The sequence below is a fragment of the Novosphingobium sp. KA1 genome (genome assembly GCF_017309955.1).
In the GTDB taxonomy this organism is placed as follows: Bacteria; Pseudomonadota; Alphaproteobacteria; order Sphingomonadales; family Sphingomonadaceae; genus Novosphingobium.
Genome location: NZ_CP021247.1, coordinates 2,935,735 through 2,961,671 on the forward strand (window position 1 = coordinate 2,935,735; position 25,937 = coordinate 2,961,671).

25 protein-coding genes and 3 tRNA genes are annotated in these 25,937 nt (G+C 65.5%); 20 read left to right on the forward strand and 8 right to left on the reverse strand.

Going from position 1 to position 25,937, the window contains the following annotated elements; translation table 11 throughout:
- Nucleotides 1–85: 85 nt before the first annotated feature.
- Complete coding sequence (gene pgi / locus CA833_RS13990; RefSeq protein ID WP_207078363.1) at nucleotides 86–1,606, forward strand: glucose-6-phosphate isomerase; 1,521 nt, start codon at nucleotides 86–88, stop codon at nucleotides 1,604–1,606.
- A 174-nt stretch (nucleotides 1,607–1,780) separates the two neighbouring features.
- On the opposite strand, the gene CA833_RS13995 is transcribed toward pgi, so the two are convergent.
- Nucleotides 1,781–2,428, reverse strand: a complete 648-nt coding sequence (locus tag CA833_RS13995; RefSeq protein WP_207078364.1) for an alpha/beta hydrolase — start codon at nucleotides 2,426–2,428, stop codon at nucleotides 1,781–1,783.
- A 265-nt stretch (nucleotides 2,429–2,693) separates the two neighbouring features.
- On the opposite strand from CA833_RS13995, the gene gor reads away from it, so the two are divergent.
- From gor to CA833_RS14050, 11 genes are all read left to right on the forward strand, one after another.
- Nucleotides 2,694–4,040, forward strand: coding sequence for a glutathione-disulfide reductase (gene gor / locus CA833_RS14000; protein WP_142634375.1), 1,347 nt, complete (start codon nucleotides 2,694–2,696; stop codon nucleotides 4,038–4,040).
- Between the two features lie 348 nt (nucleotides 4,041–4,388).
- The gene (locus CA833_RS14005; protein WP_142634373.1) at nucleotides 4,389–5,915 is read left to right on the forward strand and encodes an acyl-CoA carboxylase subunit beta; all 1,527 of its coding nucleotides are present in this window, start codon (nucleotides 4,389–4,391) and stop codon (nucleotides 5,913–5,915) included.
- Entirely contained in the window at nucleotides 5,912–6,151 is a 240-nt protein-coding gene (locus CA833_RS14010) for a hypothetical protein (RefSeq protein WP_142634371.1), read from the forward strand. The genes CA833_RS14005 and CA833_RS14010 overlap by 4 nt, the downstream gene beginning before the upstream one ends.
- Nucleotides 6,151–7,341, forward strand: coding sequence for a beta-ketothiolase BktB (gene bktB / locus CA833_RS14015; RefSeq protein WP_207078365.1), 1,191 nt, complete (start codon nucleotides 6,151–6,153; stop codon nucleotides 7,339–7,341). The genes CA833_RS14010 and bktB overlap by 1 nt, the downstream gene beginning before the upstream one ends.
- Nucleotides 7,342–7,345: 4 nt before the next feature.
- Entirely contained in the window at nucleotides 7,346–7,783 is a 438-nt protein-coding gene (gene mce / locus CA833_RS14020) for a methylmalonyl-CoA epimerase (protein WP_207078366.1), read from the forward strand.
- Between the two features lie 50 nt (nucleotides 7,784–7,833).
- Nucleotides 7,834–9,996, forward strand: a complete 2,163-nt coding sequence (gene scpA / locus CA833_RS14025) for a methylmalonyl-CoA mutase (protein ID WP_185928584.1) — start codon at nucleotides 7,834–7,836, stop codon at nucleotides 9,994–9,996.
- A gap of 107 nt (nucleotides 9,997–10,103) precedes the next feature.
- Nucleotides 10,104–11,156: a biotin synthase BioB gene (gene bioB / locus CA833_RS14030; protein WP_207078367.1), complete on the forward strand. Its 1,053-nt coding sequence runs from the start codon at nucleotides 10,104–10,106 to the stop codon at nucleotides 11,154–11,156.
- Nucleotides 11,157–11,163: 7 nt separating this feature from the next.
- On the forward strand, nucleotides 11,164–11,535 hold the full coding sequence (locus CA833_RS14035) for a lysozyme inhibitor LprI family protein (protein ID WP_207078368.1): 372 nt from the start codon (nucleotides 11,164–11,166) through the stop codon (nucleotides 11,533–11,535).
- Between the two features lie 115 nt (nucleotides 11,536–11,650).
- The gene (locus CA833_RS14040; protein ID WP_207078369.1) at nucleotides 11,651–11,896 is read left to right on the forward strand and encodes a hypothetical protein; all 246 of its coding nucleotides are present in this window, start codon (nucleotides 11,651–11,653) and stop codon (nucleotides 11,894–11,896) included.
- A gap of 1 nt (nucleotide 11,897) precedes the next feature.
- The gene (locus CA833_RS14045; protein ID WP_207078370.1) at nucleotides 11,898–13,922 is read left to right on the forward strand and encodes an acetyl/propionyl/methylcrotonyl-CoA carboxylase subunit alpha; all 2,025 of its coding nucleotides are present in this window, start codon (nucleotides 11,898–11,900) and stop codon (nucleotides 13,920–13,922) included.
- Between the two features lie 75 nt (nucleotides 13,923–13,997).
- The gene (locus CA833_RS14050; RefSeq protein ID WP_207078371.1) at nucleotides 13,998–14,780 is read left to right on the forward strand and encodes a thioesterase family protein; all 783 of its coding nucleotides are present in this window, start codon (nucleotides 13,998–14,000) and stop codon (nucleotides 14,778–14,780) included.
- Nucleotides 14,781–14,842: 62 nt separating this feature from the next.
- Here the strand turns inward: CA833_RS14050 and CA833_RS14055 are convergent, their stop codons facing one another.
- The 4 genes from CA833_RS14055 to CA833_RS14070 form a co-directional block, all read right to left on the reverse strand.
- Nucleotides 14,843–16,240: a peptide MFS transporter gene (locus tag CA833_RS14055; protein WP_207078372.1), complete on the reverse strand. Its 1,398-nt coding sequence runs from the start codon at nucleotides 16,238–16,240 to the stop codon at nucleotides 14,843–14,845.
- Between the two features lie 114 nt (nucleotides 16,241–16,354).
- A complete protein-coding gene (locus CA833_RS14060) occupies nucleotides 16,355–16,540 on the reverse strand; it encodes a DUF3008 family protein (protein WP_207078373.1) in 186 nt (61 codons plus the stop codon).
- A gap of 83 nt (nucleotides 16,541–16,623) precedes the next feature.
- Nucleotides 16,624–17,739, reverse strand: coding sequence for a 3-dehydroquinate synthase (gene aroB / locus CA833_RS14065; RefSeq protein ID WP_207078374.1), 1,116 nt, complete (start codon nucleotides 17,737–17,739; stop codon nucleotides 16,624–16,626).
- Nucleotides 17,730–18,305, reverse strand: coding sequence for a shikimate kinase (locus CA833_RS14070; protein WP_142634348.1), 576 nt, complete (start codon nucleotides 18,303–18,305; stop codon nucleotides 17,730–17,732). The genes aroB and CA833_RS14070 overlap by 10 nt, the downstream gene beginning before the upstream one ends.
- Nucleotides 18,306–18,405: 100 nt before the next feature.
- Here CA833_RS14070 and CA833_RS27170 point away from each other — a divergent pair, with 100 nt between their 5' ends.
- The 4 genes from CA833_RS27170 (at nucleotide 18,406) to CA833_RS14085 (ending at nucleotide 22,926) form a co-directional block, all read left to right on the forward strand.
- Nucleotides 18,406–18,537, forward strand: a complete 132-nt coding sequence (locus CA833_RS27170; protein ID WP_255535826.1) for a hypothetical protein — start codon at nucleotides 18,406–18,408, stop codon at nucleotides 18,535–18,537.
- Complete coding sequence (locus CA833_RS14075) at nucleotides 18,534–20,417, forward strand: hypothetical protein (RefSeq protein WP_242526115.1); 1,884 nt, start codon at nucleotides 18,534–18,536, stop codon at nucleotides 20,415–20,417. Before CA833_RS27170 ends, CA833_RS14075 begins: the two co-directional genes overlap by 4 nt.
- A 64-nt stretch (nucleotides 20,418–20,481) precedes the next feature.
- On the forward strand, nucleotides 20,482–21,333 hold the full coding sequence (locus CA833_RS14080) for a tyrosine recombinase (protein ID WP_255535882.1): 852 nt from the start codon (nucleotides 20,482–20,484) through the stop codon (nucleotides 21,331–21,333).
- A gap of 93 nt (nucleotides 21,334–21,426) precedes the next feature.
- A complete protein-coding gene (locus CA833_RS14085; RefSeq protein ID WP_142634344.1) occupies nucleotides 21,427–22,926 on the forward strand; it encodes a M48 family metalloprotease in 1,500 nt (499 codons plus the stop codon).
- A 107-nt stretch (nucleotides 22,927–23,033) separates the two neighbouring features.
- On the opposite strand, the gene CA833_RS14090 is transcribed toward CA833_RS14085, so the two are convergent.
- The gene (locus CA833_RS14090) at nucleotides 23,034–23,207 is read right to left on the reverse strand and encodes a Flp family type IVb pilin (protein ID WP_142634343.1); all 174 of its coding nucleotides are present in this window, start codon (nucleotides 23,205–23,207) and stop codon (nucleotides 23,034–23,036) included.
- Nucleotides 23,208–23,334: 127 nt separating this feature from the next.
- Nucleotides 23,335–23,523 (reverse strand): Flp family type IVb pilin, encoded by a 189-nt coding sequence (locus CA833_RS14095; protein ID WP_207078375.1) that lies wholly within the window; start codon nucleotides 23,521–23,523, stop codon nucleotides 23,335–23,337.
- Nucleotides 23,524–23,628: 105 nt separating this feature from the next.
- Here CA833_RS14095 and CA833_RS14100 point away from each other — a divergent pair, with 105 nt between their 5' ends.
- The 4 genes from CA833_RS14100 (at nucleotide 23,629) to CA833_RS14115 (ending at nucleotide 24,432) form a co-directional block, all read left to right on the forward strand.
- A complete protein-coding gene (locus CA833_RS14100) occupies nucleotides 23,629–24,057 on the forward strand; it encodes a (deoxy)nucleoside triphosphate pyrophosphohydrolase (protein ID WP_255535828.1) in 429 nt (142 codons plus the stop codon).
- A gap of 44 nt (nucleotides 24,058–24,101) precedes the next feature.
- Nucleotides 24,102–24,178: transfer RNA gene (locus tag CA833_RS14105), tRNA-Arg, on the forward strand.
- A gap of 48 nt (nucleotides 24,179–24,226) precedes the next feature.
- Nucleotides 24,227–24,303, forward strand: a tRNA-Arg gene (locus CA833_RS14110).
- A 52-nt stretch (nucleotides 24,304–24,355) separates the two neighbouring features.
- A tRNA-Arg gene (locus CA833_RS14115) sits at nucleotides 24,356–24,432 on the forward strand.
- Nucleotides 24,433–24,534: 102 nt separating this feature from the next.
- On the opposite strand, the gene CA833_RS14120 is transcribed toward CA833_RS14115, so the two are convergent.
- Nucleotides 24,535–25,815 (reverse strand): chloride channel protein, encoded by a 1,281-nt coding sequence (locus CA833_RS14120; RefSeq protein WP_207080110.1) that lies wholly within the window; start codon nucleotides 25,813–25,815, stop codon nucleotides 24,535–24,537.
- Nucleotides 25,816–25,937: the final 122 nt, after the last annotated feature.

Below are 25,937 nucleotides of genomic sequence, written 5' to 3' on the forward strand. Positions count from 1 at the left end.
CCTGCCATGCATAACGCGGCCCGCGTTTTTAGCCGCCAGCTTGCCCCCAAGACTGGCGATATATTCGAATGAAGGGATACGAGGCATGAGCAAAGCGGTGTGGACCAAGCTGGAGGGCCTTCCCAAGCCGACCCTGAAGGAGCTTTTTGCCGCCGATCCCGCCCGCCTCGACACGTTTGCGACCCATTTCGAGGCCAGTGACATCGAGACCGACTGCGGCATGCGGTTCGACTGGTCGAAGACCCACCTCGATGCCGCGCACGTCGCCGCCTTCGAGGAACTGGCCGCCGCGATGGACTTCGATGCCCGCCGCAAGGCGCTGTTCGACGGCGAGATCGTCAACATCACCGAAGGCCGCGCTGCCGAGCACACCGCCCAGCGCGGCGTCGGCAAGGAAGAGAGCGTCGCACTCGCCGCTGAATTCCACGGCCGGATGGCCGCCATCGTCGAGGCCATCCACCGCGGTGCCATGGGTGAGGTGAAGCACCTCATCCACATCGGCATCGGTGGCTCCGCGCTTGGCCCGGCGCTCGCGATCGACGCGCTGGCGCGCGACGGCGCGATGGTGAACGTGCAGGTCGTCTCGAACATCGACGGCTGCGCGCTCGAAGCCGCTTTTGCCAAGTGCGATCCGGCGACCACGATGCTGGCGGTCGCTTCCAAGACCTTCACCACCATCGAGACGATGACCAACGCCGAAAGCGCCATCGCCTGGCTGCGCGAGAACGGCGTGGAGGACCCTTATGGCCGCGTCGTCGCGCTGACCGCGGCGCCCGACAAGGCGATCGAATGGGGCGTGGACGAGACCCGCATCCTGCCGTTCTCGGAAAGCGTCGGCGGCCGGTATTCGCTGTGGTCGTCGATCGGTTTTCCGGTCGCGATGGCGCTCGGCTGGCCGGACTTTGCCGAGTTGCTCGACGGGGCGGCGGCAATGGACGCGCATTTCCGCGATACCGACGGCCTTGCCAACCTGCCGCTGCGCGCCGCCTTTGCGGACCAGTACTACACCCGCCTGCGCGGCTGCCAGACGCGCGGCGTCTTTGCCTATGACGAGCGCCTGAAGCTGCTGCCGGACTATCTCCAGCAGCTGGAGATGGAATCGAACGGCAAGAGCGTGAAGGTGGATGGCTCGCCCGTCGATGGGCCGACCGCGCCGATCACCTGGGGCGGTGTCGGTACCGATGCGCAGCACGCGGTGTTCCAGTTGCTCCATCAGGGCACCAACATCGTGCCGGTGGACTTCATTGCCGCAATCGGGCCGGGCGACGATCTCAATCCCGCGCATCACCGCATCCTGCTGTCGAACTGCTTCGCGCAGGGCGCCGCGCTGATGGCGGGCAAGGCCAGCGAGGACCCGGCGCGCGCCTATCCGGGCGACCGTCCCTCGGCGACGATCCTGCTCGACGAAGTCAGCCCCGCCACTTTCGGCGCGCTGATCGCGTTCCACGAACATCGCACGTTCGCCAATGCCGTGCTGATGGGCATCAATCCCTTCGACCAGTTCGGCGTCGAACTGGGCAAAGAAATTGCCAAGCAGATCGAGACCGGCGGCACCTCGTTCGATCCCTCCACCGAGGCGCTACTGGAACTCGCCGGCATCAAGTAAAAAGAACGGGCCGGGGATGCAGGTGCATCCCCGGCCCGATCCTCCTCAAGTTGAATGGCGGCACCGGCCCACTCCCCCACCCGACCACCCAACGATTATACCCTGGTGGGTGGTCGGGTGGGGGAGTGGGCCGGTGCCGCAAAATTCGCCTGCGGCGCATTTTCTGACGGACTGTCAGGAGCGGTATTCGAGGCCCTCGGACCAGTCTCCATGGGTCGGGATATGCGGGGCCGAGGCGACGGGCCGCGTGTTCAGCAGGCGGTGCAGCAGGAGCTTGCCGTCTTCCCAGCTGCCGATCTTCGAATCGGCATTGATGTGCCCGGCCTCGCCGGCATCCTCGAACTCGCTGCCCCATTGCTTGGCGAGCAGCTTTGCGGTCGGGAAACCGATCCATGGATCGTTGCGGCTGGCGACGAGGATCGAGGGGAAGGGCAGGGCATCGGCGGGCGTCGGTGCAAAGCCGTTGAGGCGGTCATCGCGCGGGAAAAAGTCCACTTCCGGCGGCGCCACCAGCAGCGCGCCGACTACCGGGCTCGACCAGCCGGGTTGCTCGAACTTCGCCCACCATGCGGTCAGCAGGCAGCCGAGGCTGTGCGCGACCAGCACCACCGGCCGTCCGGCCCGCTGCACGGCGAGGTTCAGGCGGTTGATCCAGGTGTTGCGGTGCGGCTTTTCCCAGAGGCCGAGGTCGACCATCTGGGCATTGTCCATCTCTTCCGACCAGCGGCGCTGCCAATGGCCCGGCCCGCTGCCATCAAGGCCCGGGATCAGCAGGACCAGGGGCTTTTCGGCAGGCGCCTGCGGCGTGTGCGTCTGTGCCATTCATCGTCTCCCGTAAGGGTGCCCACCGAACCCCGGGGATAGACAAGGTGCGGTGGGCGATGCGACTCCTTATAACTCAACCAAAAAAGTTGACAATGAGTCTGCGTCCAGTGGTTTGAGGTTTTCGACGACCCGAATGCCGGTCCGTTCCGAAAGGCCTGCGGCGGTCAGGCGCAAATGACCCGTTGGCAATCCATGCGCCGATGCCCCATATGCGCGCCGCAAGAGAGTACGCCCCCGGATGGGGGGCATAGGAGCAAGCCGCATGTCCGAATTCGACTACGACCTCTTCACCATCGGCGCCGGATCGGGCGGCGTGCGTGCCAGCCGCATTGCCGCATCGCACGGGGCGCGCGTGGCGGTGGCGGAGGAGTTCCGGGTCGGCGGGACGTGCGTGATCCGTGGCTGCGTGCCCAAGAAGATGCTGGTCTACGGCGCGCATTTTGCCGAGGATCTCGAAGACGCCAAGCATTTCGGCTGGGACATTCCCGAGGCGAAGTTCGACTGGCTGAAGCTGCGGGACAACGTGCTGGGCGACGTCGACCGGCTCAACGGGCTCTACACGCAGACACTTTCGAACAACAAGGTCGAGATCTTCCACGAGCGTGCGGTCATCACCGGTCCGCACGAGATCACGCTGTCGAGCGGCGAGAAGAAGACGGCCAGAGTGATCCTGATCGCCACCGGCGCGCGTCCGCAGGTGCCGAACTGCCCGGGACATGAACTGGGCATCACCTCCAACGAGGCGTTCCACCTCGACGCGATCCCGAAGCGCATGCTGATCGCCGGGGCCGGTTACATCGCCAACGAGTTCGCGGGCATCTTCCACGAGTTCGGTGCCAAGGTGACGCTGATCAACCGCTCCGATCAGCTCCTGCGCGGCTACGACGAACAGCTGCGCGACCGTCTGCTGCAGATCTCGATCGCCAAGGGCATCGACTTCCGCTTCAACGCCGACTTCCGCGGCATCGAGCAGAATGCCGATGGTTCACTGACGGTTTCGATGACCAATCACGATCCGATTGAAGTCGACTGCGTGATGTTCGCCACCGGCCGCGTGCCCAATGTCGAGGGGCTGGGGCTGGAGAACGTCGGTGTCGCAGTGGACGACAAGAACGCGATTCTGGTCGACCAGTATTCGAAGACCAGCGTCGACCACATCTACGCCGTGGGCGACGTGACCAATCGTGTACAGCTGACCCCGGTGGCCATCCGCGAGGGCCATGCCTTTGCGGATACCGTGTTCGGCGGCAAGCCGGCGACGGTGGACTATGGTTGCATTCCCTCGGCCGTGTTCAGCCATCCGCCGATCGGCGCGGTGGGCCTGACCGAAGCGCAGGCGCGCCAGCAGTACGGTGAGGTGGAAGTCTATACCAGCGACTTCCGGCCTATGAAGAACGTTGTTGCCCACCGTAACGAACGCTCGCTCTACAAGATGATCTGCGAGGCGGGCACGGGGCGCGTGCTGGGGCTGCACATGATCGGGCCGGAAGCGCCCGAGATCATCCAGGCTGCCGCCATTGCGGTGAAGGCGGGGCTGACCAAGGCCGATTTCGACGCCACCGTTGCCGTCCACCCGACGATGTCGGAAGAACTGGTGCTGATGAAGTGACGCCGAGCGGGGGCGCCTGCCTCCGCTCAGTTGCATGCAAATGTCGCAACCGCCTCCGCGCGGGAGTGAAGATAGCCCGGGGGTCACCGTCGTGTGTGGCTCCCGGGCTTCGTGTTTTCAGGGTGCTGCACGGCTTTGATATCGCGAAATTGCGCCATTTTATCGGCGGGGCGTTGGATAGCCATCGGTGGGGCGGATTTGGCGCCAGATCATTACTCCGACCATTTAACCGCGCGATTAAAACTATTGACCTGAGCGTTCCGACCTGCCTTAGCAGTCACAGCAAATTTGCGCCGAGCGGCCAGCCAAAGGCCCCAGGTACTGCAAGGTCACTGCAAGGGATAACGGATGTCAGCGAATATCGCCGAAATGGAGAAGCGCCGCGCCGCAGCGAAGCTGGGTGGTGGTGAAAAGCGCATCGCCGCGCAGCACGCCAAGGGCAAGCTGACCGCGCGCGAACGTCTCGACATCCTGCTGGACGAAGGCAGCTTCGAAGAGTTCGATCTCTACGTCGAGCATGACTGCACCGACTTCGGCATGGAAAGCCAGCGCATCCCCGGCGACGGTGTCGTTACCGGTTCGGGCACCATCAATGGCCGCCTTGTGTATGTGTTCAGTCAGGATTTCACCGTGTTCGGTGGCTCTCTGTCGCACCGTCACGCGCAGAAGATCTGCAAGCTGATGGACAACGCGATGAAGGTCGGCGCCCCCGTCATCGGTCTCAACGATTCCGGCGGCGCGCGCATCCAGGAAGGCGTGGCCTCGCTTGGCGGTTATGCCGAAGTGTTCCAGCGCAACGTGCTTGCCTCGGGCGTGGTGCCGCAGCTCTCGCTGATCATGGGCCCCTGCGCGGGCGGCGCGGTCTACTCGCCGGCGATGACGGACTTCATCTTCATGGTGAAGGACAGCTCCTACATGTTCGTCACCGGGCCGGACGTGGTGAAGACCGTGACCAACGAAGTCGTCACGCAGGAAGAACTGGGCGGTGCGGTCACGCACTCCAGCAAGACTTCGGTGTCCGACCTTGCGCTGGAGAACGATATCGAGGCGCTGCTGGCGGCGCGCGATTTCTTCGATTTCCTGCCGCTGAACAACCGCGAGGAAGTGCCCGAGCGTCCTTGCGCCGATCCGTGGGACCGCGCCGAGGAAAGCCTCGACACCGTGATCCCGCCCTCGGCCAACCAGCCTTACGACATGCACGAAGTCATCAAGAAGACGCTCGACGAGGGTGACTTCTTCGAGGTCCAGCCGCTGCATGCAGGCAACATCATCGTCGGTTTCGGCCGTATCGAGGGCAAGACCGTGGGCGTCGTCGCCAACCAGCCGATGGTGCTGGCGGGCGTGCTGGACATCAATTCGTCGAAGAAGGCCGCGCGTTTCGTGCGCTTCTGCGATGCCTTCAACATCCCGATCATCACCTTCGTCGACGTTCCGGGCTTCCTGCCGGGCACCGATCAGGAGCACAACGGCATCATTAAGCACGGCGCCAAGCTGCTGTTCGCCTATGCCGAGGCGACCGTGCCCAAGATCACCGTGATCACCCGCAAGGCCTATGGCGGCGCCTACGACGTCATGGCGTCCAAGCACCTGCGCGGTGATCTCAACTATGCCTGGCCGACCGCCGAAATCGCGGTGATGGGTGCCAAGGGCGCGGTGGAGATCATCTTCCGGGGTCTCTCGCCCGAGGGCATCGCCGAGAAGACCAAGGAATACGAGGACCGCTTCGCCAATCCCTTCGTGGCGGCGAGCCGGGGGTACATCGATGAGGTCATCTACCCGCACTCGACCCGTCGGCGCATCGCGCTGGGCCTGCGCAAGCTGCGGACCAAGAGCCTCGAAAACCCCTGGAAGAAGCACGACAACATTCCGCTGTGACGCTGGAATTCCTCGATGTCTGGCAGATCTTTGTTTTTACCGGCATCGCCAGCGCGTTCCTGTGGAACGGGGTTAGAGGATTGCGTGAAGGGACTGTGCGTATTCCGTTGCAGTTCCTGAACGACGATGAATTCGCGCGAGGCACGACGATGTTCGGCCTCGCCGTGACAATGAACTTTCTGGGCGGCCTTGGCGTGCTTGCCGGGCTGATCTGGTTGAAATTGGGAACCGGGTGATGGCTGATCTTGAAGACATCTACATCGTCAGTGGCGTGCGCACGGCAGTCGGCGACTTCGGCGGTTCGCTGAAGTCGTTCATGCCCTCGGACCTCGGCGGCCTTGTCGCCGCCGAAGCGCTCAAGCGCGCCGGGATCGAGCCCGAGGCCGTGGGCCATGTCGTTGTCGGGCAGGTCATGCCGACCAGCGCGCGAGACGAGATGCTCAGCCGGGTGATCGGCATCAATGCCGGCGTGCCGCTCTCGGTGCCCGCGCTCACGCTCAACCGCCTGTGCGGCTCGGGCGTCGAGGCGATCGTCAACGCGGCGCGCGCGATGAAGCTGGGCGAGGCCTCGGTCACGCTCGCGGGCGGCGCGGAATCGATGTCGAACGTGCCCTACCATGACCACGGCGTGCGCTGGGGGCGCAAGATGGGCGCCAATACGCAGGAAGACGCGCTCACGCTGGGTCTGTCGGACGCCATCGGCGGCTATCACATGGGCATCACGGCGGAGAACGTGGCCGAGCGCCACCAGATCACCCGCGAGGACATGGACCGGCTGGCCGTCACCAGCCACCAGCGCGCGGCGGCGGCGATCGCGGAAGGACGCTTCAAGGAGCAGATCCTCCCCATCGAGATCAAGACCCGCAAGGGCGTGACCGTGTTCGACACCGACGAGCATGTGAAGGGCGACACTACGATGGAAGTGCTGGGCGCGATGCGCGCGGCCTTCAAGAAGGACGGCACCGTCACCGCGGGCAACGCTTCGGGTATCAACGACGGCGCGGCGATGGTCGTGCTGGCGACCGGCAGCGAAGTCGCAAAGCGCGGGCTCAAGCCGCTGGCGAAGATCGTCGCCTGGGGCCACGCCGGGGTCGAGCCCGAATACATGGGCGAGGGGCCGATCAAGGCTGCTCCCATCGCGCTCGAACGCGCCGGGCTCACGCTTGATGAGATCGACGTGATCGAGAGCAACGAGGCCTTTGCCGCCCAGGCTGCGGCCTGCGCCAAGGTGCTCGGCTTCGATCCTGCCAAGACCAACATCAACGGCTCTGGCGTCTCGATCGGCCACCCGGTCGGCGCGACGGGTTGCATGCTGACGATCAAGGCTGCCTACGAACTGAAGCGTTCGGGCGGCAGGTACGGCCTCGTCACCATGTGCATCGGCGGCGGGCAGGGCATCGCCCTCATCATCGAGAATGCGGAGTAAGACTGTGAAGCTTGGCCGTCTCAACCACATCGGCGTCGCGACGCCGGATCTCGACGCTTCTATCGCGTTCTACCGCGACGTCATGGGCGCGACCGACATCACCGAGCCGTTCGTGCTCGAAAGCCAGCAGGTGCGCGTCTGCTTCGTCAACACGCCCGGTGAAAATGGCACGGCGGGCACGCAGATCGAGCTGCTCCAGCCGACCGCGCCGGACTCGGCGGTGGGCAAGTGGCTGGAGAAGAACCCGCTCGGGGGACAGCACCACATCTGTTACGAAGTGCCGGATATTTACGCCGCCAAGGCCTGGTTCGAGAGCCTCGGCAAGCGCGTGCTGGGTGAGCCGCGCATCGGCGCGCACGGGACGCTGATCTTCTTCGTCCACCCCCGGGACATGGGCGGTCAGCTCACCGAGATCATGGAAACGCCCAAGGGCGCTCACTGATAGGATTTACGGTCCGCGGCAATGCGAGCGGGCCGGAAGGGATGCGGAACATGGCAGACATCAACGACTGGAAGGCAGCCGCCGACAAGGAGGTCAAGGGTAAGGACCTGACCTGGAACACGCCCGAGGGTATTGCGGTGAAGCCGCTCTACACTGCCGAGGACGTGACCCCGGACAAGGTGGGCGATCCCGGCCTTCCCGGCTTTGCCCCCTTCACGCGCGGCGTGCGTGCCTCGATGTATGCCGGCCGCCCCTGGACCATCCGCCAGTACGCGGGCTTCTCTACTGCCGAGGAATCGAACGCCTTCTATCGCCGCAACCTTGCGGCGGGGCAGAAGGGGCTTTCGGTCGCCTTCGACCTTGCCACCCATCGTGGCTATGACAGCGATCATCCGCGCGTCGTGGGGGACGTGGGCAAGGCCGGGGTCGCCATCGATTCCGTCGAGGACATGAAGATCCTGTTCGACGGCATTCCGCTCGACAAGATGTCGGTCTCGATGACGATGAACGGCGCGGTGATCCCGATCCTGGCCTTCTTCATCGTTGCCGGTGAAGAGCAGGGCGTCGACCGCAAGCTGCTCGACGGGACCATCCAGAACGACATCCTCAAGGAGTTCATGGTCCGCAACACCTATATCTACCCGCCAGAGCCTTCGATGCGGATCATCTCGGACATCTTCGGCTACACCAGCCGCGAGATGCCGAAGTTCAACTCGATCTCGATTTCCGGCTATCACATGCAGGAAGCCGGCGCGACACAGGTGCAGGAACTGGCCTTCACCATCGCCGACGGCGCGGAATACGTGAAGTACGGTGTGGCCTCGGGCCTCGATATCGACAAGTTCGCCGGCCGCCTGTCGTTCTTCTTCGCCATCGGCATGAATTTCTTCATGGAAGTGGCCAAGCTGCGCGCCGCACGCGTGCTGTGGCACCGGGTGATGACGCAGCTTGGTGCCAAGGACGAACGCTCGAAGATGCTGCGCACCCACTGCCAGACTTCGGGCGTGTCGCTGCAGGAGCAGGACCCCTACAACAACGTCATCCGCACCACGATCGAGGCGATGGCGGCGATGCTCGGCGGCACCCAGTCGCTGCACACCAACGCGCTGGACGAGGCGATCGCGCTGCCGACCGATTTCTCGGCCCGCATCGCCCGCAACACGCAGATCATCATCCAGGAAGAGACCGGCATGTGCAATGTCGTCGATCCGCTGGGTGGGTCCTACTACATTGAATCGCTGACGCAGCAGCTGGTCGACCAGGCCTGGGAGATCATCGAGCGCGTGCAGGCCGAAGGCGGCATGGCCAAGGCGGTTGCTGCCGGCTGGCCCAAGGCGATGATCGAGACTGCCGCCGCCGCCCGTCAGGCCCGCGTGGACCGGGGCGACGACGTGATCGTCGGCGTCAACAAGTACCGTCTTGCCAGCGAAGACTTGCTGGAAACGCTGGAAGTGGACAACGCCAAGGTCCGCGAAGGCCAGATCGCCCGCATCAACAAGATGAAGGCGGATCGTGACGAGGCGGCTTGTCAGGCCGCACTCCAGGCTCTGCGCGATGGTGCCGCCGCGCCCGCCAGCATCGAGAACAACCTGCTCGCGCTCGCCGTCGAGTGCGCCCGTGCCCGCGCGACGCTGGGCGAGATCAGCTCGGCCATGGAAGACAGCTTCCAGCGTTATGGCACCCAGCCGACCCCGGTGAAGGGCGTCTATGCCGCGCCGTACGAAGGCGATAGCCGCTGGCAGCAAGTGCTGGACGGCGTCTCGGCGGTCGAGCGTCGTCTCGGCCGCAAGCCCAGGTTGCTGGTTGCCAAGATGGGCCAGGATGGCCACGATCGCGGTGCCAACGTGATCGCCTCGGCCTTCGGGGACATGGGCTTCGAGGTCATTTCCGGTCCGCTGTTCCAGACCCCGGAGGAAACCGTGGTGCTGGCGCTGGAAAGCGGCGTGGACGTGGTCGGCGCATCGTCGCTGGCGGCGGGGCACAAGACGCTGATCCCCGAACTGATCCAGAAACTGCGCGAAGCCGGCCGCAGCGACATCAAGGTGATCGCCGGCGGCGTGATCCCGCCGCAGGACTATGAATTCCTCCGCAATGCGGGCGTTCAGGGCATTTATGGCCCCGGTACGAACGTGGTGGAATGCGCCGCCGACGTGCTGCGCCTGCTCGGCCACAACATGCCGCCGCTTGGTTCGGCGCTGGAAGCGGCGGAATAAGGACGGCGATGCTGGATCGGCGCCGCGCTTGTGATTATGGCGGAGCTTTGGCCCCCAGCAATCCCGTGCGTTATCCCGCGCGCGTTCCGGCCGCCTGAGGAATGATCATGACCGAGACCACCGCCATCACCCCCCGTACCGACTGGACCCGCGAGGAAATCGCAGGCCTGTTCGACCTGCCGTTCACCGAACTGGTGTTCCGCGCGGCCGAAGTGCACCGGGCCAGCCATCCGCACAACGAAGTGCAGCTCTCCACGCTGCTTTCGATCAAGACCGGCGGCTGCGTGGAAGACTGCGGCTATTGCTCGCAGTCGGTTTCTGCGAGCAGCGGCGTCAAGGCGACCAAGCTGATGGAAGTGCAGCAGGTGCTCCAGCGCGCGGCGCAGGCGGCGGATCAGGGCTCGACCCGTTTCTGCATGGGCGCCGCCTGGCGCAACCCCAAGGACCGCGACATGCCCGCCATCATCGAGATGGTGAAGGGCGTGCGTGCGATGGGCATGGAAACCTGCATGACGCTGGGCATGCTGACCCCCGATCAGGCGGACATGCTCTCCGAAGCGGGCCTCGATTACTACAACCACAACATCGACACCTCGCCCGAACGCTATGACCAGGTGATCACCACGCGCACTATGGACGACCGTCTCGATACGCTGTCGAACGTGCGCATGGCGGGCATCAACGTCTGCTCCGGCGGCATCGTCGGCATGGGCGAGACGCGCGCCGACCGCGTGGGCTTCATCCACACGCTGGCGACGCTGCCCGATCACCCGCAGTCGGTGCCGGTCAACGCGCTGGTGCCGGTCAAGGGCACCGTGCTGGGCGACATGCTGGCCGATACCCCGCTCGCCAAGATCGACGACGTCGAATTCGTGCGCACCGTGGCGGTTGCGCGCATCACCATGCCGCTGTCGATGGTGCGCCTCTCGGCAGGCCGCGAGAGCATGTCCGAAATGACCCAGGCCATGTGCTTCATGGCCGGCGCCAACTCGATCTTCACCGGCGACAAGCTGCTGACCGCGCCGAACTCCGGCGACGACAATGACGCGGCGATGTTCGCCCGCCTCGGCATCAAGCCGATGGCCATCGAGCTGACCCCGGCTCAGGTCGAAGCCCAGCGTATGCCCAAGGGCTGCGCGAAGCTGGAAGCGGCGGAGTGATCCACGCATGATCCTGCCGATCCTTCTCCTGGCCTCGGAGCCCGCGATCGATTGCGCCAACGCGATGACGCAGACGGACATGAACATCTGTTCGTACCGCGACTTCCAGTCGGCCGACCGGGCGATGAACGAGGCCTGGGGGAAGGCGGCAGCGGCGGCGAAGGCCGCCGACAGGCAGGGCCCCGGCGGAAATTTCAATCGGCTGCTCGACGCGCAGCGCAAGTGGCTCGCCTACCGCGACGCCCAGTGTTTCGCAGAGAACGGCCCGCGTGAGGAAAGCGGCACGATTTGGCCGCTCCAGCAGAACGGCTGCCTCACGGAATTGACCGAAGCGCGCACAAAACAGCTGCGCGCCGTTGTTGAGACGGGCGAGCGGTGACGTTCGGCCTTTCTCGTCATCCCCGCGGAGGCGGGGATCCCGCTTCCTTGCGGAGCCTCGCGAACGAGCGGGATCCCCGCCTTCGCGGGGATGACGACGAGAGGGGCGGTGACGGGTGAGCTTCAGCGATTCCGGCGCAAGCCTGAAACAGCATCTGGGCTGCATTGCGCTGGGGCTGCTCGGCACTGCCTTTGTGGCGACGTTGCTGGGCGGCGCGGCGATGGGAGACTGCGGTCGCCCTGGCAGTACGGCATGCAAGAACGATGGGCTGATCAAGTTCCTCATGTTTCCGGGGAGCCTGATCGTTCTGATCTTGGTGGGACTTTTCGCCGCTTGGCGTAGGACAAAAGACAGGGATTGAGATGTTCAAGAAAATCCTCATCGCAAACCGGGGCGAGATTGCCTGCCGTGTGATCAAGACCGCGCGCCGCATGGGCATCCAGACAGTGGCCGTCTATTCGGACGCCGATGCCCGCGCGCCGTTCGTGCAGATGGCCGATGAGGCCGTCCACATCGGCCCCGCACCCGCCGCGCAGTCGTACCTGATTGCCGACAAGATCATCCAGGCCTGCAAGCAGACCGGCGCCGAGGCCGTCCATCCGGGCTACGGCTTCCTGTCCGAACGTACCTCCTTCGCAGAGGCTCTGGCCGCAGAGGGTATCGAGTTCATCGGCCCCCCCGTCGGCGCGATTGCCGCGATGGGTGACAAGATCGAGTCCAAGAAGCTTGCCAAGCAGGCCGGCGTCAACGTCGTCCCCGGCTTCGTAGGCGAGATCGAGGATACCGAGCACGCGGTGCGCATCTCGAACGAGATCGGCTATCCGGTGATGATGAAGGCATCGGCCGGCGGCGGCGGCAAGGGCATGCGCCTTGCCTATAACGAGCAGGACGTGCGCGAGGGCTTCGAGAGCGTGAAGCGCGAAGGCCTGAATTCCTTCGGCGACGACCGCGTCTTCATCGAGAAGTTCATCCTCAACCCGCGCCACATCGAAATCCAGATCCTCGGCGACAAGCACGGCAACATCCTCTACCTGAACGAGCGCGAATGCTCGATCCAGCGTCGCCACCAGAAGGTGGTGGAGGAAGCGCCGTCGCCCTTCGTCACCGAAAAGATGCGCAAGGCCATGGGCGAGCAGTGCGTCGCCCTGTCGCGCGCAGTGGGCTACTATTCGGCCGGTACGGTGGAACTGATCGTCTCGGGCGCGGATCCGACGGGCGAGAGCTTCTACTTCCTGGAAATGAACACCCGCCTTCAGGTCGAGCACCCGGTTACCGAGGCGATCACCGGCGTTGACCTCGTCGAGCAGATGATCCGCGTCGCTGCAGGCGAGAAGCTGGAGATGACGCAGGACGACGTGAAGATCGACGGCTGGGCCATCGAAAACCGCGTCTATGCCGAAGACCCCTATCGCGGCTTCCTGCCCTCGACCGGCCGTCTTGTGCGCTACAACCCGCCGGTTGACGGCTGGACCGACGACGGTTCGGAGAACGGCCGTCGCGGTGTGGACGGCATTCGTGTCGATGACGGCGTCTACGAAGGCGGCGAAGTCTCGATGTTCTACGACCCGATGATCGCCAAGCTGATCACCTGGGGCGAGACCCGCGACGAGGCGGCCGACAAGCAGGTTGCCGCGCTCGACCTGTTCGAGATCGAGGGCCTTGGCCATAACATCGATTTCGTCTCGGCCATCATGCAGCACCCGCGCTTCCGCTCGGGCGAACTGACCACCGGCTTCATTGCCGAGGAATATCCCGAAGGCTTCACCGGCGCGCCTGCGCCCGAAGAATTGAAGGGCAAGCTGGCCGCCGTTGCTGCCTTCGTCGCCACCGCGCGGGCCGACCGTGCGCGCCGCGTCGATGGCCAGCTGGCACCGCGCCGCCTGATGCCGCCGTCGGAATGGACCGTTACCATCGACAAGGCGCCGTACGAAGTCGTCATCGACGATGAGGACGTCACCGTGAACGGCGTTTCGGTCGAACTGGCGATGGAATACACGCCGGGCGATCGCCTGATCGAAGCGGAGATCGACGGCGAGCTCATCGGCATCCGCGTTGCGCCCACGCGCACGGGCCTGAAGATGACCACGCGCGGCTGCATCCACGATGTGCTGATCCTGCCGAGCCGCGTGGCGCCGCTCAACAAGCACATGATCGAAAAGATCCCGCCGGATCTTTCGAAGTTCCTGATCTGCCCGATGCCGGGCCTGCTCGTCGCGCTCCATGTGGGCGAGGGCGACAAGGTGGAGGCGGGGCAGCCGCTTGCCGTCGTCGAGGCCATGAAGATGGAGAACATCCTGCGCGCCGAGAAGTCGGGCGTGGTGAAGGCGGTCAATGCCAAGGCGGGCGAAAGCCTTGCCGTGGATGCCGTGATCCTCGAAATGGAATGATGCCTGGCGGCTCTCCGATCCGTCGGAGAGCCGCATTCCCAGTACTTCAAGCCCAACGCTTCAAGGTATATTCTGATGACGGGTTTTGCCGCGCGTCTTGCCGCAGCGGAAGAGATCGACGGTGGTTTCGCCTTCGACATTACCGAGGAGTGGCTTCAAGGGCGCACCGCTTACGGCGGGCTGACGTCGGCGCTGTCGCTGGCGGCAGCGCAGCGGGTCGATGCCGAATTGCCGCCGCTGCGCTCCGGCCAGTTCGCGATGATCGCGCCGCTGGCGGGCCGCGTGGAGGCGCGGGCGCAGATCGTGCGCAAGGGGCGCAATGCCACCTGGGTTTCAGCGGAACTGTCGAACGAGAAGGGCGTCGGTTTCAGCGCCAGCTTCGTGTTCATGCGCCAGATCGAAAGCGCGGCGGATATTGCCGGTTATCTTATGCCGGAAAACGTGAACCCGGCCCAAGACGCGAAGCCGGTGCCGATGGACCATGCGCCCGCTTTCCTGCGCGAGAATTTCGATGCGCGCTTTGCCTTGCCGAAATCGGCGCTGGGGGAAGCGGACCTGTGCTGGTGGGTGCGCCTCAAGGAGCGTGACGGGCTCGATCCGGCGCTGGAAGCCGTACTGATCGGCGATGCGCTGCCGACGGCGGTTCTGCCGCTACTGAATTTCCGTGTGCCGATCAGTTCGATGCACTGGCACGTCAACCTGCTGGAACCCATGCCCGTGACCGAGGACGGCTGGTGGCTGCTGCGCTCGACCAGCGAATTCGCCCGCGACGGCGGGGCGAGCGAGCATATCCTGCAGTGGAATGCGGCGGGCAGGCCGGTGATTGCCGGGATGCAGTCGGTCGCGGTGTTCGGCTGAGAAGTCCTGACGCTTGAAGCAATAACGGCGCCCTTGCCTGAGCAGGGGCGCCGTTATTGCGATCAGGCGGGGCCGGGCTCGCCCGCCAGCGTCTTGCCCAGCACGATCTTGAACGCGGCGAAGGCGATCAGGCCGAATGCGGCAGCGCTCACGTGGGTCAGCCAGAACGACACGGTGTCCATCGTCGAATACCAGCCGCCGACCACGCCGACGATCTTGTTCGCGCCGAAGAAGGCCAGATAGTAGATGCCCACTACCGTCGCATTGAGTGAACGCGGCGCGATCTTGGTGAAGAGCGCGAGGCTCACCGGCATGATGTGGGCAAAGCCGATCGAGTTGAACAGGTGGAACATCACCGGCCAGAACAGGCCGATCTTGCCGCCGCCTGCGGTGGCTGCCGCGATCACCAGGCACATGCCGCCGCAGATCGAGAAGACCGAACCGATGATCATCTTGCCCAGTTCATCGGGTTCGCGGCCGGTGCGGGCGGAGTACCACTTCCAGAACGCCGCCACGCCGACCAGCATCGAGAAGCTGAGGGTAGCGTCCACGGTGATCATCCAGCTTGTGGGCAGGGTGTCGCCGAAGAAAGTCAGTTGGAACTTGTCGTCCGCCCAGACGAGGTAGGCGTTGAAGATCTCCTGATTGGTCATCATCGCGATGGCCAGCACAGGTACCAGCACGGCCAGCGCACCAAGGCGCGGCCAGTCGGACTTGGTGAGGGGGGGGCGGGGTGCCTTGGTGCCGTCTTTTGCCGCGCGATTGTCGGCGGGAAGCCAGGGCTGCGCTTTCAGATAAGCAAGCAGGCTGATGACCATGACGACCCCGGCCGAGCCGAAGCCGTAATGCCAGCCCACCTTCTCGCCCAGCGTGCCGGAGATCAGCGGGGCCGCGATTACCGAGACGTTGATGGCGATGTAGAAGATCTGGAAGGCCATCGCGCGGCGCAGGTCATTGGGCTTGTAGAGTTCGCCCACCTGGCTGGCGATATTGCCCTTGAACAGGCCGACGCCGACAACGAGCGAGATCAGCGCGAAGAGGAACAGGCCCTCGAACGCCATCAGGAAGTGGCCGATCGACATGATGACGGCGCCGGCGATCAGCGTCGCCTTGCGGCCCAGCCAGCGGTCGGCGATGACGCCCCCGAGAATGGGTGTCAGGTAGACGAGCGAGGTGTAGTCGCCGAAGATCGCGGAGGCGAGCGGCTGACCGTCGAGCCCGGCATAGTGCCAGCCGCGCAGCCAGGACAGGCCCAGCACTTTGCCGACGTTTTCGGGCAGGAGCAGGTACTTGACCATGTAGAGCACGAGCAGCGTCTGCATGGCATAGTACGAAAAGCGCTCGCAGCCTTCCACGAAGGAGAGATAGCCAAGGCCCTTGGGGTGGCCGAGGAAGGCGCGATCGTCTCGCGAGGCTTCTTCGGGGAAGTCGAGCTCGGGGGTGGCTTCGGCAACGGTCATGGCGATCCCGGAAATATTGTTATATTTGAAGGATGGTTATGTTCTTGTTGTGCGCCTATAATGGCGCGTCCGGGAAATGTCACGCCAATGACGTCATGCTGTCAGCGGAGTGCCTCAATGCGGGACGTGCTCCGGCTTGCCCTTATGGCTGGTGGAGGCAAGGTCCTCCAATTGCTTTTCCGTCATGCTCTCCACCATCTCGCGCGAGGCGCCTTTGAGGGTGCTCTTCTTCGTTTCCCCGCGTTTGGCGGAGAGCGCCGCGCCTGCGGCTTTCTGCTGGGCTCTGGACTTTGCGGGCATGGCTTTTGCTCCCTTGCGGTGATGCAAGGGATGACACGAAGCGCGTGATGAAAGTTCCCGCAAGCCGCCGAAGCGGCCCAGTTTTACGCCGGGCTGCGGGCCAGTTCCTCATCGAGGAAGACTGCGACATCGTCCAGCGAGACCTCGCGGTCGAGGTAGGTCTGGCCGACGCCTTTCATCAGCAGGAAGGGCAGGGTGCCGGCATCCATCTTCTTGTCGTGGAGCATGTGTTCCACCAGCGCGCGGCCATCGCATTCGAGGCCGAGCGCGGAGAGGCTGGCGGGCAGGCCGATCTCGCCGATGTGGCGGGCGACGTGCTCGGCGCTCGCCTGCGGCATCAGGCCCTTGCGGGCGGAGTAGCGCGCGGCCAGCACCATGCCCAGCGCCACGCCTTCGCCGTGGAGCAGGCGGGCGGAGAAGCCGGTTTCGGCCTCCAGCGCATGGCCGAATGTATGGCCGAGGTTCAGCAGCGCGCGCTTGCCAGTGGTTTCGAACTCGTCCTCGGCCACGATGCGCGCCTTGCTTGCCACCGAATGGGCGACGGCATATTCGCGCAGGGCCGCATCGCCGTCGATCATGGCGGCGGCATTGGCATCGCACCAGGCGAAGAAGTCGGCATCGTCGATCAGGCCGTACTTCACCACTTCGGCATAGCCCGCCAGGAGGTCGCGGCGGGGCAGGGTGTCGAGCGCGGAAAGGTCGGCCAGCACCAGCGAGGGCTGGTGGAAGGCGCCGACCAGGTTCTTGCCGGCGGGCGTGTTGATCGCGGTCTTGCCGCCGACGCTCGAATCGACCTGCGCGAGCAGGGTCGTCGGCACCTGGATGAACTTGCAGCCGCGCTTCAGCACCGAGGCGCAGAAACCGGTGAGATCGCCGATCACGCCGCCGCCAAGGGCGATCACGCTGTCGCCCCGCTCGACGCCGAGTTCGAGCAGCCAGTTCACCGTCGCGGCCAGTTCGTCCCACGACTTGGTCGCCTCGCCCGCCGGCAGGATGCGCCAGTGCGGTTCGTGTCCGTTGTCGCGCAGCGACCGTTCGACCACTTCGCCCCATGCCGCATGGACATGGGTGTCGGTCACGATCGGCACGCCCCGCTTGCGCAGCAGGCCGCGGCAATTGGGAACGAGTTCGGCCAGCAGCCCGGCGCCGACGCGCACTTCATAGGGGCGCCCGGCGATGTCGACGCAAATCACAGCCATTGCGAGAGTCCTTGAAGTACCTTGTTGATGGTCTGCACATGCGGCCCGGGGGAGGACAGCACGTGGATGGGGGCCTGCTGGTAGTGCGGGCGGCGTTCGTCCCGCAGGCGGCCGAGGATCTCGCGCGGGTCGCCGCCCTGCAGCAGCGGGCGGTTGTCCTTGCGTGCGGTGCGGTCAACCAGTGTCTCGACTTCGCTGTCGAGCCACACGGTGATGGCGTTGCCGAGGATCAGGTCGCGCGTCTCGGCATTGCAGAAGGCGCCGCCGCCGGTCGCGATCACCGAGCGCTGGGCGCCGGCGGCCAGCAGCCGCGAGATCACGCGGCGCTCGCCGTCGCGGAAATAGGATTCGCCGTAAGTGGCGAAGATTTCCGGAATGGTCATCTGCGCGGAGCGCTCGATCTCGTCGTCGGCGTCGACGAATGGCACGTCGAGCAGGGCGGCGAGGCGTTTGCCCACGCTCGATTTCCCGACGCCCATCATGCCGACCAGCACGATGGGGCGATCGATCCGCCGGGCAAGCGCGGCAATTTCCTGTGTCGAAAACCGGGTCTGTTGAACGTCCATTGCTCCATCGCCTATAGTTGCGCTAGGTCGCAGCGCAAGCATCGGTGAAGGAAGACGAGTGACGATACCAAGGCGCAGGCGGAAGCTTCCGGGCGTAACCGTGGCTGCGGTCCTCGCGATTGTGGTGGTCGTGGGCAGCTGGGCATGGGTCAACGGCGGTCACCGGGAGGTTCGCGACATCGTGGAGACGGTGAAAGTGCCGGACCAGACGAGCGAGAAGGCGCCGCAATGAAGGTCCGTATCCGCACCTGGCATGTGATGGTCGGCACGGCGCTGGCGCTTACTTCGGTTTGGGCCGTGGCGCAGTCGGGCCCCGAATCGCTTCTTCCCAAGGGGTTCGACGAGCCGGCACCGCCGCCGTCCGCCGCGGCCCCTGCGGCAAGTGCGCCGGCCGCTTCCGCCTCCCGTCCCAATCCCGCTTCGGTCTCCACCCCGGTCGTCCAGCCGGTGCCGAAGGCCGCGCCGATGGTGCTGGACGGCGCGCTGGCGGTGCCCGCGCTCACCGGCCCCGGCGGGCTGACGCGCGTGCCGACCCTCGAGGAACTGGAGCGCATGTCGCCCGAGGACTTCGAGGATCTGCTGGGCAACAAGATCGATCTCGACATGCCGCCGCAGGCGCGCCGCTCGATGGAGCAGGTTGGCCTGATCGATGATACCGAGGGCGGCCTGTCGGCGGATTCGCTGGGCTCGCAACATGCCTCGGTGGTCGAGGCCGCGCTGGCCGCGAACCGGGGGCAGCTGGTTTCGCGCTGGGGGCACATTCTCCTGCGCCGTGCGCTGATCTCGCGATTGGCGCCGCCTGCGGGCATGAGCGCGCAGCGTTTCCTGGCGCTGCGCGTGGCGCTCCTGCTGCGCATGGGCGAAAGCGATGCGGCGCGTGCGGTGCTGCAGGATATCGACATCGCCAATTACACGCCGGAACTCGGCAATGCGGCGTTCGACACGTATCAGAATACCGCCGATTTCACCGGCCTGTGCCCGGTCTTCTCGTCGCTCGGCTCGCTGCGCGACGATCCCCAGTGGAACGCTGCCAAGGCGATCTGCGAGGCGTTTCGCGGTAGCGGCACTTCGGCCATGGCCAAACTCGACAAGGCGCGCGTGCGTGGTTCGATGGACCGCATCGACGTGCTGCTGGCGCAGAAGTACGCCGGTGCCGCCGGTCGTTCACGCAAGGCCGTCACCATCGAGTGGGACGGCGTGACGACGGTGACGCCGTGGCGCTTCGGCCTTGCCAATGCGGTGGGCCTCACCCCGCCGGACAGCGCGATGAGCGGCGCGGCGCCGATCTATGATGACATGACCGCGCTGGCGCCGATGGTCGGCCTTGCCCGCCGCGCCGCCGCGGCCGATTACGCGGGCGGCACCGGCGTGCTCTCGAATGCGGCGATGGTCGATCTCTACAGCCAGCTCTATTCGGATCCCGAAGTGCAGGGCGAGTGGCAGCAGCGCGCGGAAACCCTGCGCAATGCCTATGTGCTCGACGATCCGGCGGCCCGCTTCGCGGCGATGCAGAGCCTGTGGAACGGGGCAAGCGGCGCCAATGCCGTTTATGCCCGCCAGGTTCTCACCGCCGCCGCCGCCGCACGCATCGCGCCCAGCAAGGATCTGGAGGGCGACGCTCCGGCACTGCTGACCTCGATGCTGGCAGCGGGCTTCGATGCCAATGCGCTCGCCTGGTCACCGGTCGTCGCCTCGGGCAGCCAGGGCTGGGCGCTGCTGGTGCTGGCGGCCCCCGGACGGATAAAGACGGTGGGATCGAGCGCGGTTTCGACATTTGTCGATGGCGATGACAGCCAGGACAAGCGCCGCAGTGCGTTTCTGGTGGCAGGCCTGGCGGCGCTCGGCCGTATCGACGACGGCGATGCGCGCAGCTTTTCCGGGCAGCTGGGCCTCGGCCTCGACAGCAGTTCGCGTTTTCTCACCGCGCTCGACCGGGCGGCGGGCAATGGGGATGCGGCCAGTGTCGCGCTGCTGGCCGGGCTCGGCATGCAGGGCAGCGACTGGCACCGGATGACGCCGCGCTATCTCTACCATATCGTTTCGGCACTGCGCAGCGTGGGGCTCGACGCCGAGGCGCGGATGATCGCGGCCGAGGCGGTCGCGCGGGCCTGACGGCGTGCGAGGGCGCGGTTCGTCAACCGGCCGTTCGTCAACTGGTAGCGCGCCCGAACGGTTCCTGACGATGCTGGCTGCCGAACGCGGTGCGGCGGCCAATACCCTGGCCGCCTATCGCCGCGATCTCGAAGCGGCGATGGACGAACTGGGGGATCTCGTCGGCGCCAGCGGCGCGGCACTGGCCGGGCTGGGCGCGGCGTGGAGCGATGTCGCCCCGGCAACGCTGGCGCGGCGCTGTTCGGCCTTGCGGCAATTCTACGGTTTCCTTGTCGACGAAGGGCTGCGCGAGGACGATCCTTCGCCCTCGCTCCCGCGTCCGGTCACCCGCCGGCCCTTGCCGCGCCTGCTGTCGCGCGAGGAGGTCACGCGGTTCCTGGCGCGGGCGGAGGAGGAGGCTGAGGGCGACCGCCCGGAAGCGGTGCGCTTGCTTGCGCTGCTGGAACTGCTTTACGGCTCGGGCCTCAGGGCCAGCGAACTGGTGTCGCTGCCGGTGGCGGCGGTGCCGCGTGATGCGCCGTTCCTGCATGTCACCGGCAAGGGCGGCCAGCAGCGCATGGTGCCGGTCAGTTCGCGTGCCCGCGCGGTGCTGTCGCGCTGGCTGGCCTTGCGGCCGGACGGCTCGCGTCATCTGTTCCCCTCGCGCGGGGAGAGCGGTCATCTGACGCGGGTGCGGCTGTTCCAGCTCTTGCGCGATCTGGCCGTGCGCGCCGATCTCGACCCGCAGCGGGTGTCTCCGCATGTGCTGCGCCATGCCTTTGCCACCCACCTGCTCGAAGGCGGGGCCGACTTGCGGGTGCTGCAGACCCTGCTCGGCCATGCCGACATCGCGACCACGCAGATCTACACCCATGTCGATAGCGCCAGGCTGGTGGCGCTGGTCAACGCGCGGCACCCACTCGCCCGATCGGCCTGATGACGCTTGCGGATTTGCGGAACAGGGGGCTTGCCCCGTGCGTTATCGCGCGGAAGAAGAAGCCGAACTTGGCGGATCGGTAAAGGACAAGCGATGAAGAAGGTGCGTGGGGGCTATCGGCGTGCGGCCGTGACCGGAGGGAGCGCGGCGGCGCTGGTCCTGGCGCTGGCGCCGGCCAGCGTGAGTGAGGCGACGGCGGCGGCCGCCGTTCCGGCGGCAAGCGCGATCAGCCAGTCGGACAAGGCGCAAGGCGCCAAGGCCCATCCCGATCTGCTGGCCGAATTCGGCGGGGCCGTCTCCGGTCCGCAGGCGGCTTATGTCGAGCAGGTCGGCAAGACCATCGCGGTGCAGTCCGGCCTGTCGAACGCGCGCGGGGACTTTACCGTCACCCTGCTCAATTCCTCGGTGAACAACGCCTTCGCGATACCCGGCGGGTACATCTACGTGACGCGGCAGTTGACCGCGCTGATGAACAACGAGGCGGAACTGGCCGGTGTGCTGGGGCACGAAGTGGGCCACGTCGCCGCGCGTCATTCGGCCAAGCGCCAGAAAGCGGCGAATCGCAACCAGATCATCGGCGTGCTTGGCTCGCTGCTTTCCGGCGTCCTGCTGGGCGATTCGGCACTGGGCCAGCTTGGCCAGCGGATCGCCTCGCAAGGCTCGCAGATGCTGACGCTGCAGTATTCGCGCACGCAGGAACTCGAGGCCGACCGGCTTGGCATCACCTACCTGAAGCGCGCGGGTTACGATCCGCGCGCGATGGCGAGCGTGCTGGAGAGCCTGGCGCGGCAGAATGCCCTTGAGGCGCAGCTTCAGGGAACCTCGAACCGCGTGCCGGAATGGGCCTCGACGCACCCGGATCCCGCCTCGCGCGTGCGCGATGCGCAGAGTTTGGCGGGCAAGGCGGCGTCGGGCGCGACGAATCGCGACGTTTTCCTCTCGCGAATCGACGGGCTGGTCTACGGCGACGACCCGCATCAGGGCGTGATCGAGGGCAGCCGGTTCACCCATGCCGACTTGCGCTTCACGTTCCAGGCGCCGGACGGGTTCTATCTGGTCAACGGCACGAAGGCGGTGTCGATCAGCGGTGCATCGGGCAAGGCGCAGTTTTCCGGCGGAAAGCTGGGAACCGGCCTCGATTCGTACATCGATGGCGTGTTTGCCGGGCTGACCGACAAGGGGCAGGCGCGAATCAGGCCCGAGAGCGTGGAGCGGGCGACCGTGAACGGCCTTTCCGCCGCTTATGGCGTTGCCCGGGTGCAGACTTCCAGCGGCGCGAACGAGGTCGCGGTCTTCGCCTATGACCTTGGCGGCGGCAATGCCTACCACTTCGTCACCATTACCCGTTCGGGAGGCGCCGCGGTGTTCAATCCGATGTTCAGGAGCTTCCGCCGGATCTCGGCCGCCGAAGCCGGGCAAGTGCGCCCGCGTATGCTGCGCGTCGTGGTTGTAAAGACTGGCGACACTTCGCAGTCGCTCGCCCGGCGTATGGCCTATGGCGATGCACAGCTCGATCGCTTCCTGGTGCTGAACGGCCTCCAGGCGGCGGACAAGCTGGTGCCGGGGCAGAAGGTGAAGATCGTTACATACTGAAAAACCCGCGGTTTCCCGCGGGTTTTGCCAGGGCCTCAGGGGCCGGAAACGGAAAGGGGCGGCAGGTGGATACCTGCCGCCCCCAAACCGTTTAGCTCGAAAGCCTATCAGGCGTTCGTCGTGCCGATAGCCGACGAGGTCTTCGAGAAGGTCGAGGTGAGCTGCGAGCCCATGCCCTGCATGGCGGCAATGGCGGCGACGGCGATCAGAGCGGCGATGAGGCCGTATTCGATTGCGGTGGCGCCTTCTTCATTGCGACGCAGCTTGGCGAGAAACTTCATGGTATGTCTCCTGAAAAATAGCAGTCTTCTGTACCCGGTCCTTCCCGCCTGGCGTCTCGCTTCAGCGCTTCGGACAATCTTGGTTCTAGGGGGGAAGTGTTGAAAATTGCTTAAGTTGGAGTTTGCTTCAACTTGCGGAAATTGCGGCGTCCGATTTGGAGTAGATGCTGTTCCACATCGCCACGGTCTCGTCGGCGGCGCCGCTGATGGCGACCACGACGACCAGCACGATCATTGCCAGGATGAGACCGTATTCCACGGTGGTGGCCGCGGCCTGTTCCTTGAAGACTTGAAGGCTGATCGATCGGATGCTCATGCGTAAACCCACAGTTCTCCAGAACACTCCGGGGAGTGCCATGGGGGCGTTAACGAGTTCCTAAGAAGGGCGTCGAAGCTGGAAAGTTCCTTTACACCGCTCCTGGTGGTCGCCGTTGCGCTGGTGCGCGCGGACGGCTCCGTATTGATGCAGCAGCGACCGTTTGCGAATACGCATGGCGGCCTATGGGAATTCCCCGGGGGCAAGGTTGATCCGGGAGAAAGCCCCGAGCATGCCGCCGTCCGGGAGCTCCAGGAGGAACTGGGGCTGACGCTGGATGCGGATTTGCTGGAGGCGGTCGGTTTCGCGAGCGGATGGACCGGAGCGGAGGGCGAGGCGAAGCGCGAGGCGAAGCGCCGCTCGCTTGTCATTCTTCTTTACGCGTGCCGCCAATGGCAGGGCGAGCCGCATCCGCATGAGGCCGAGGCCATCGACTGGCTTGCCCCCGGGGCGATCGAAACCCTTGCAATGCCGCCTCTGGATTACCCGCTGGCGAGGGCCTTGTGCAAATTCCTGGAAGAAAGTTCGATATAGGCGTTGACGGGGGGCGGATCCCTTTCTATTGGCGCCACTCCAACGCGCCCGTAGCTCAGCTGGATAGAGCATCAGACTACGAATCTGAGGGTCGGACGTTCGAATCGTTCCGGGCGCGCCACTTTCCTCTCGGGGAAAATGTGGCCTTGGTTGGAAAGAAAATTGGCACGCGCCCGTAGCTCAGCTGGATAGAGCATCAGACTACGAATCTGAGGGTCGGACGTTCGAATCGTTCCGGGCGCGCCATTTTCCCGTCGAAAGGTCCCAGGCCTTTCGAGCCTTACATAGGGCATCATGCGCGCCCGTAGCTCAGCTGGATAGAGCATCAGACTACGAATCTGAGGGTCGGACGTTCGAATCGTTCCGGGCGCGCCACTTGCCACAAGACACGAAAAACCCCGCGAGGATCACCTCGGCGGGGTTTTTCGTGTCTGGTGCGAACCGCCCGGTGGCATCCGGGCGGTTGCCCCGCGCGAATCAGCTTCGCGCGGGTTCCGGCTCCGGGTTAGGCCCCGAAGTCGGGTGGGCTGCGGCGCGGGCAAATCCTCGCGACAGGCCGTGGTAGAGCTTTTCCTTGCAGACCAGCGTGCTGGCGGCGTCGGCGATGATCGCGGTCAGGAACAGCGGCACGATCATGCCGCGGCTTGCGGTGGTTTCCATAAGGATGATGACCGCCGTCAGCGGCGCGCGTACGACGCCCACAAAATAGCCGACCATGCCGAGCAGGATCACGGCGGGCATCGGGTCGTCCGGGAAGCACAGGGCGAGCAACTGGCCAAACCCGGCGCCGACCGAAAGCGAGGGCGCAAAGATGCCGCCGGGCGCTCCTGAGACGGCGGTGGCGGCGGTCGCCAGGAACTTGGCAGGGCCGAACCACAGCGAGGTATCATCCTGCCCCTCGATCATGTGGCGGGTGGTTTCGTAACCGGTGCCCCAGGTCGAGCCGTGGGTGACGATGCCGACCACGGCAACGACCAGGCCGCAGGCGAAGGCCAGCGTGACGGGGCGGGCGCGCACCGCCAGGAAAGCGGGATGGGCGCTGCGGGCGAAGGCCAGCATCATGCGGGCGAACAGGCCGCCCAGGATGCCGCCGGCGATCCCCGCCACGGGGGTCACCATCAGCACCGAGCGGACGTCGAGCGTCTGGCGCATCGCGCCGAAATAGACGTAGTCGCCCGCCACCGCGAGGCTGACGAGGCCGGAAATGACGACCGCGCCCATGACCAGCACGGCGACTTTCTGCTCGAACGCGGCGGCCAGTTCCTCGATCGCGAAAACGACGCCGGCCAGCGGGGTGTTGAAGGCCGCGGCGACGCCCGCCGCGCCGCCGGCGATCAGCACGCCTGCGGAGATCGGCACGCGCAGGATGCGGTGGCAGGTGACCATGATGGCCGCAGCCACCTGCACGGTAGGCCCTTCGCGGCCGACCGAGCCGCCTGCCAGCAGCATGAAGGTGGTGAGCAGCAGCTTCGCGATGGCGGTGGGCAGGGCGAGCAGGCGCGAGGAGGCAAGCTGGATGTCATGACCGGCGGCCATGACCTGCGGAATGCCGGAGCCCTTGGCGGCCGGTGCCCAGCGCAGGGTAACGGCGACGGTTGCGGCGAACACCAAGGGGGTGAGGATCAGCGGGGCGTAGCGATGCTGCGCCTGAAACTCGGTGAAGACCTTCTGTGCAAGGTCGCCCATGCGGGCAAAGACGATCGCGACCAGGCCGAGGGCGACGGCCCCGGCGATGGTGGCGGCGCGGCGGCGGGCCATGTCGATAGAGGCATCGAGACCGGGGACGGACTTCTGGAAGGTCCGGATATGCTCCAGAGGAGTCAAAGCAGGGGCCAATCGCTGGAGGGCAGGGAGGCGCCGCACCGAGCCGTGCGACGGGC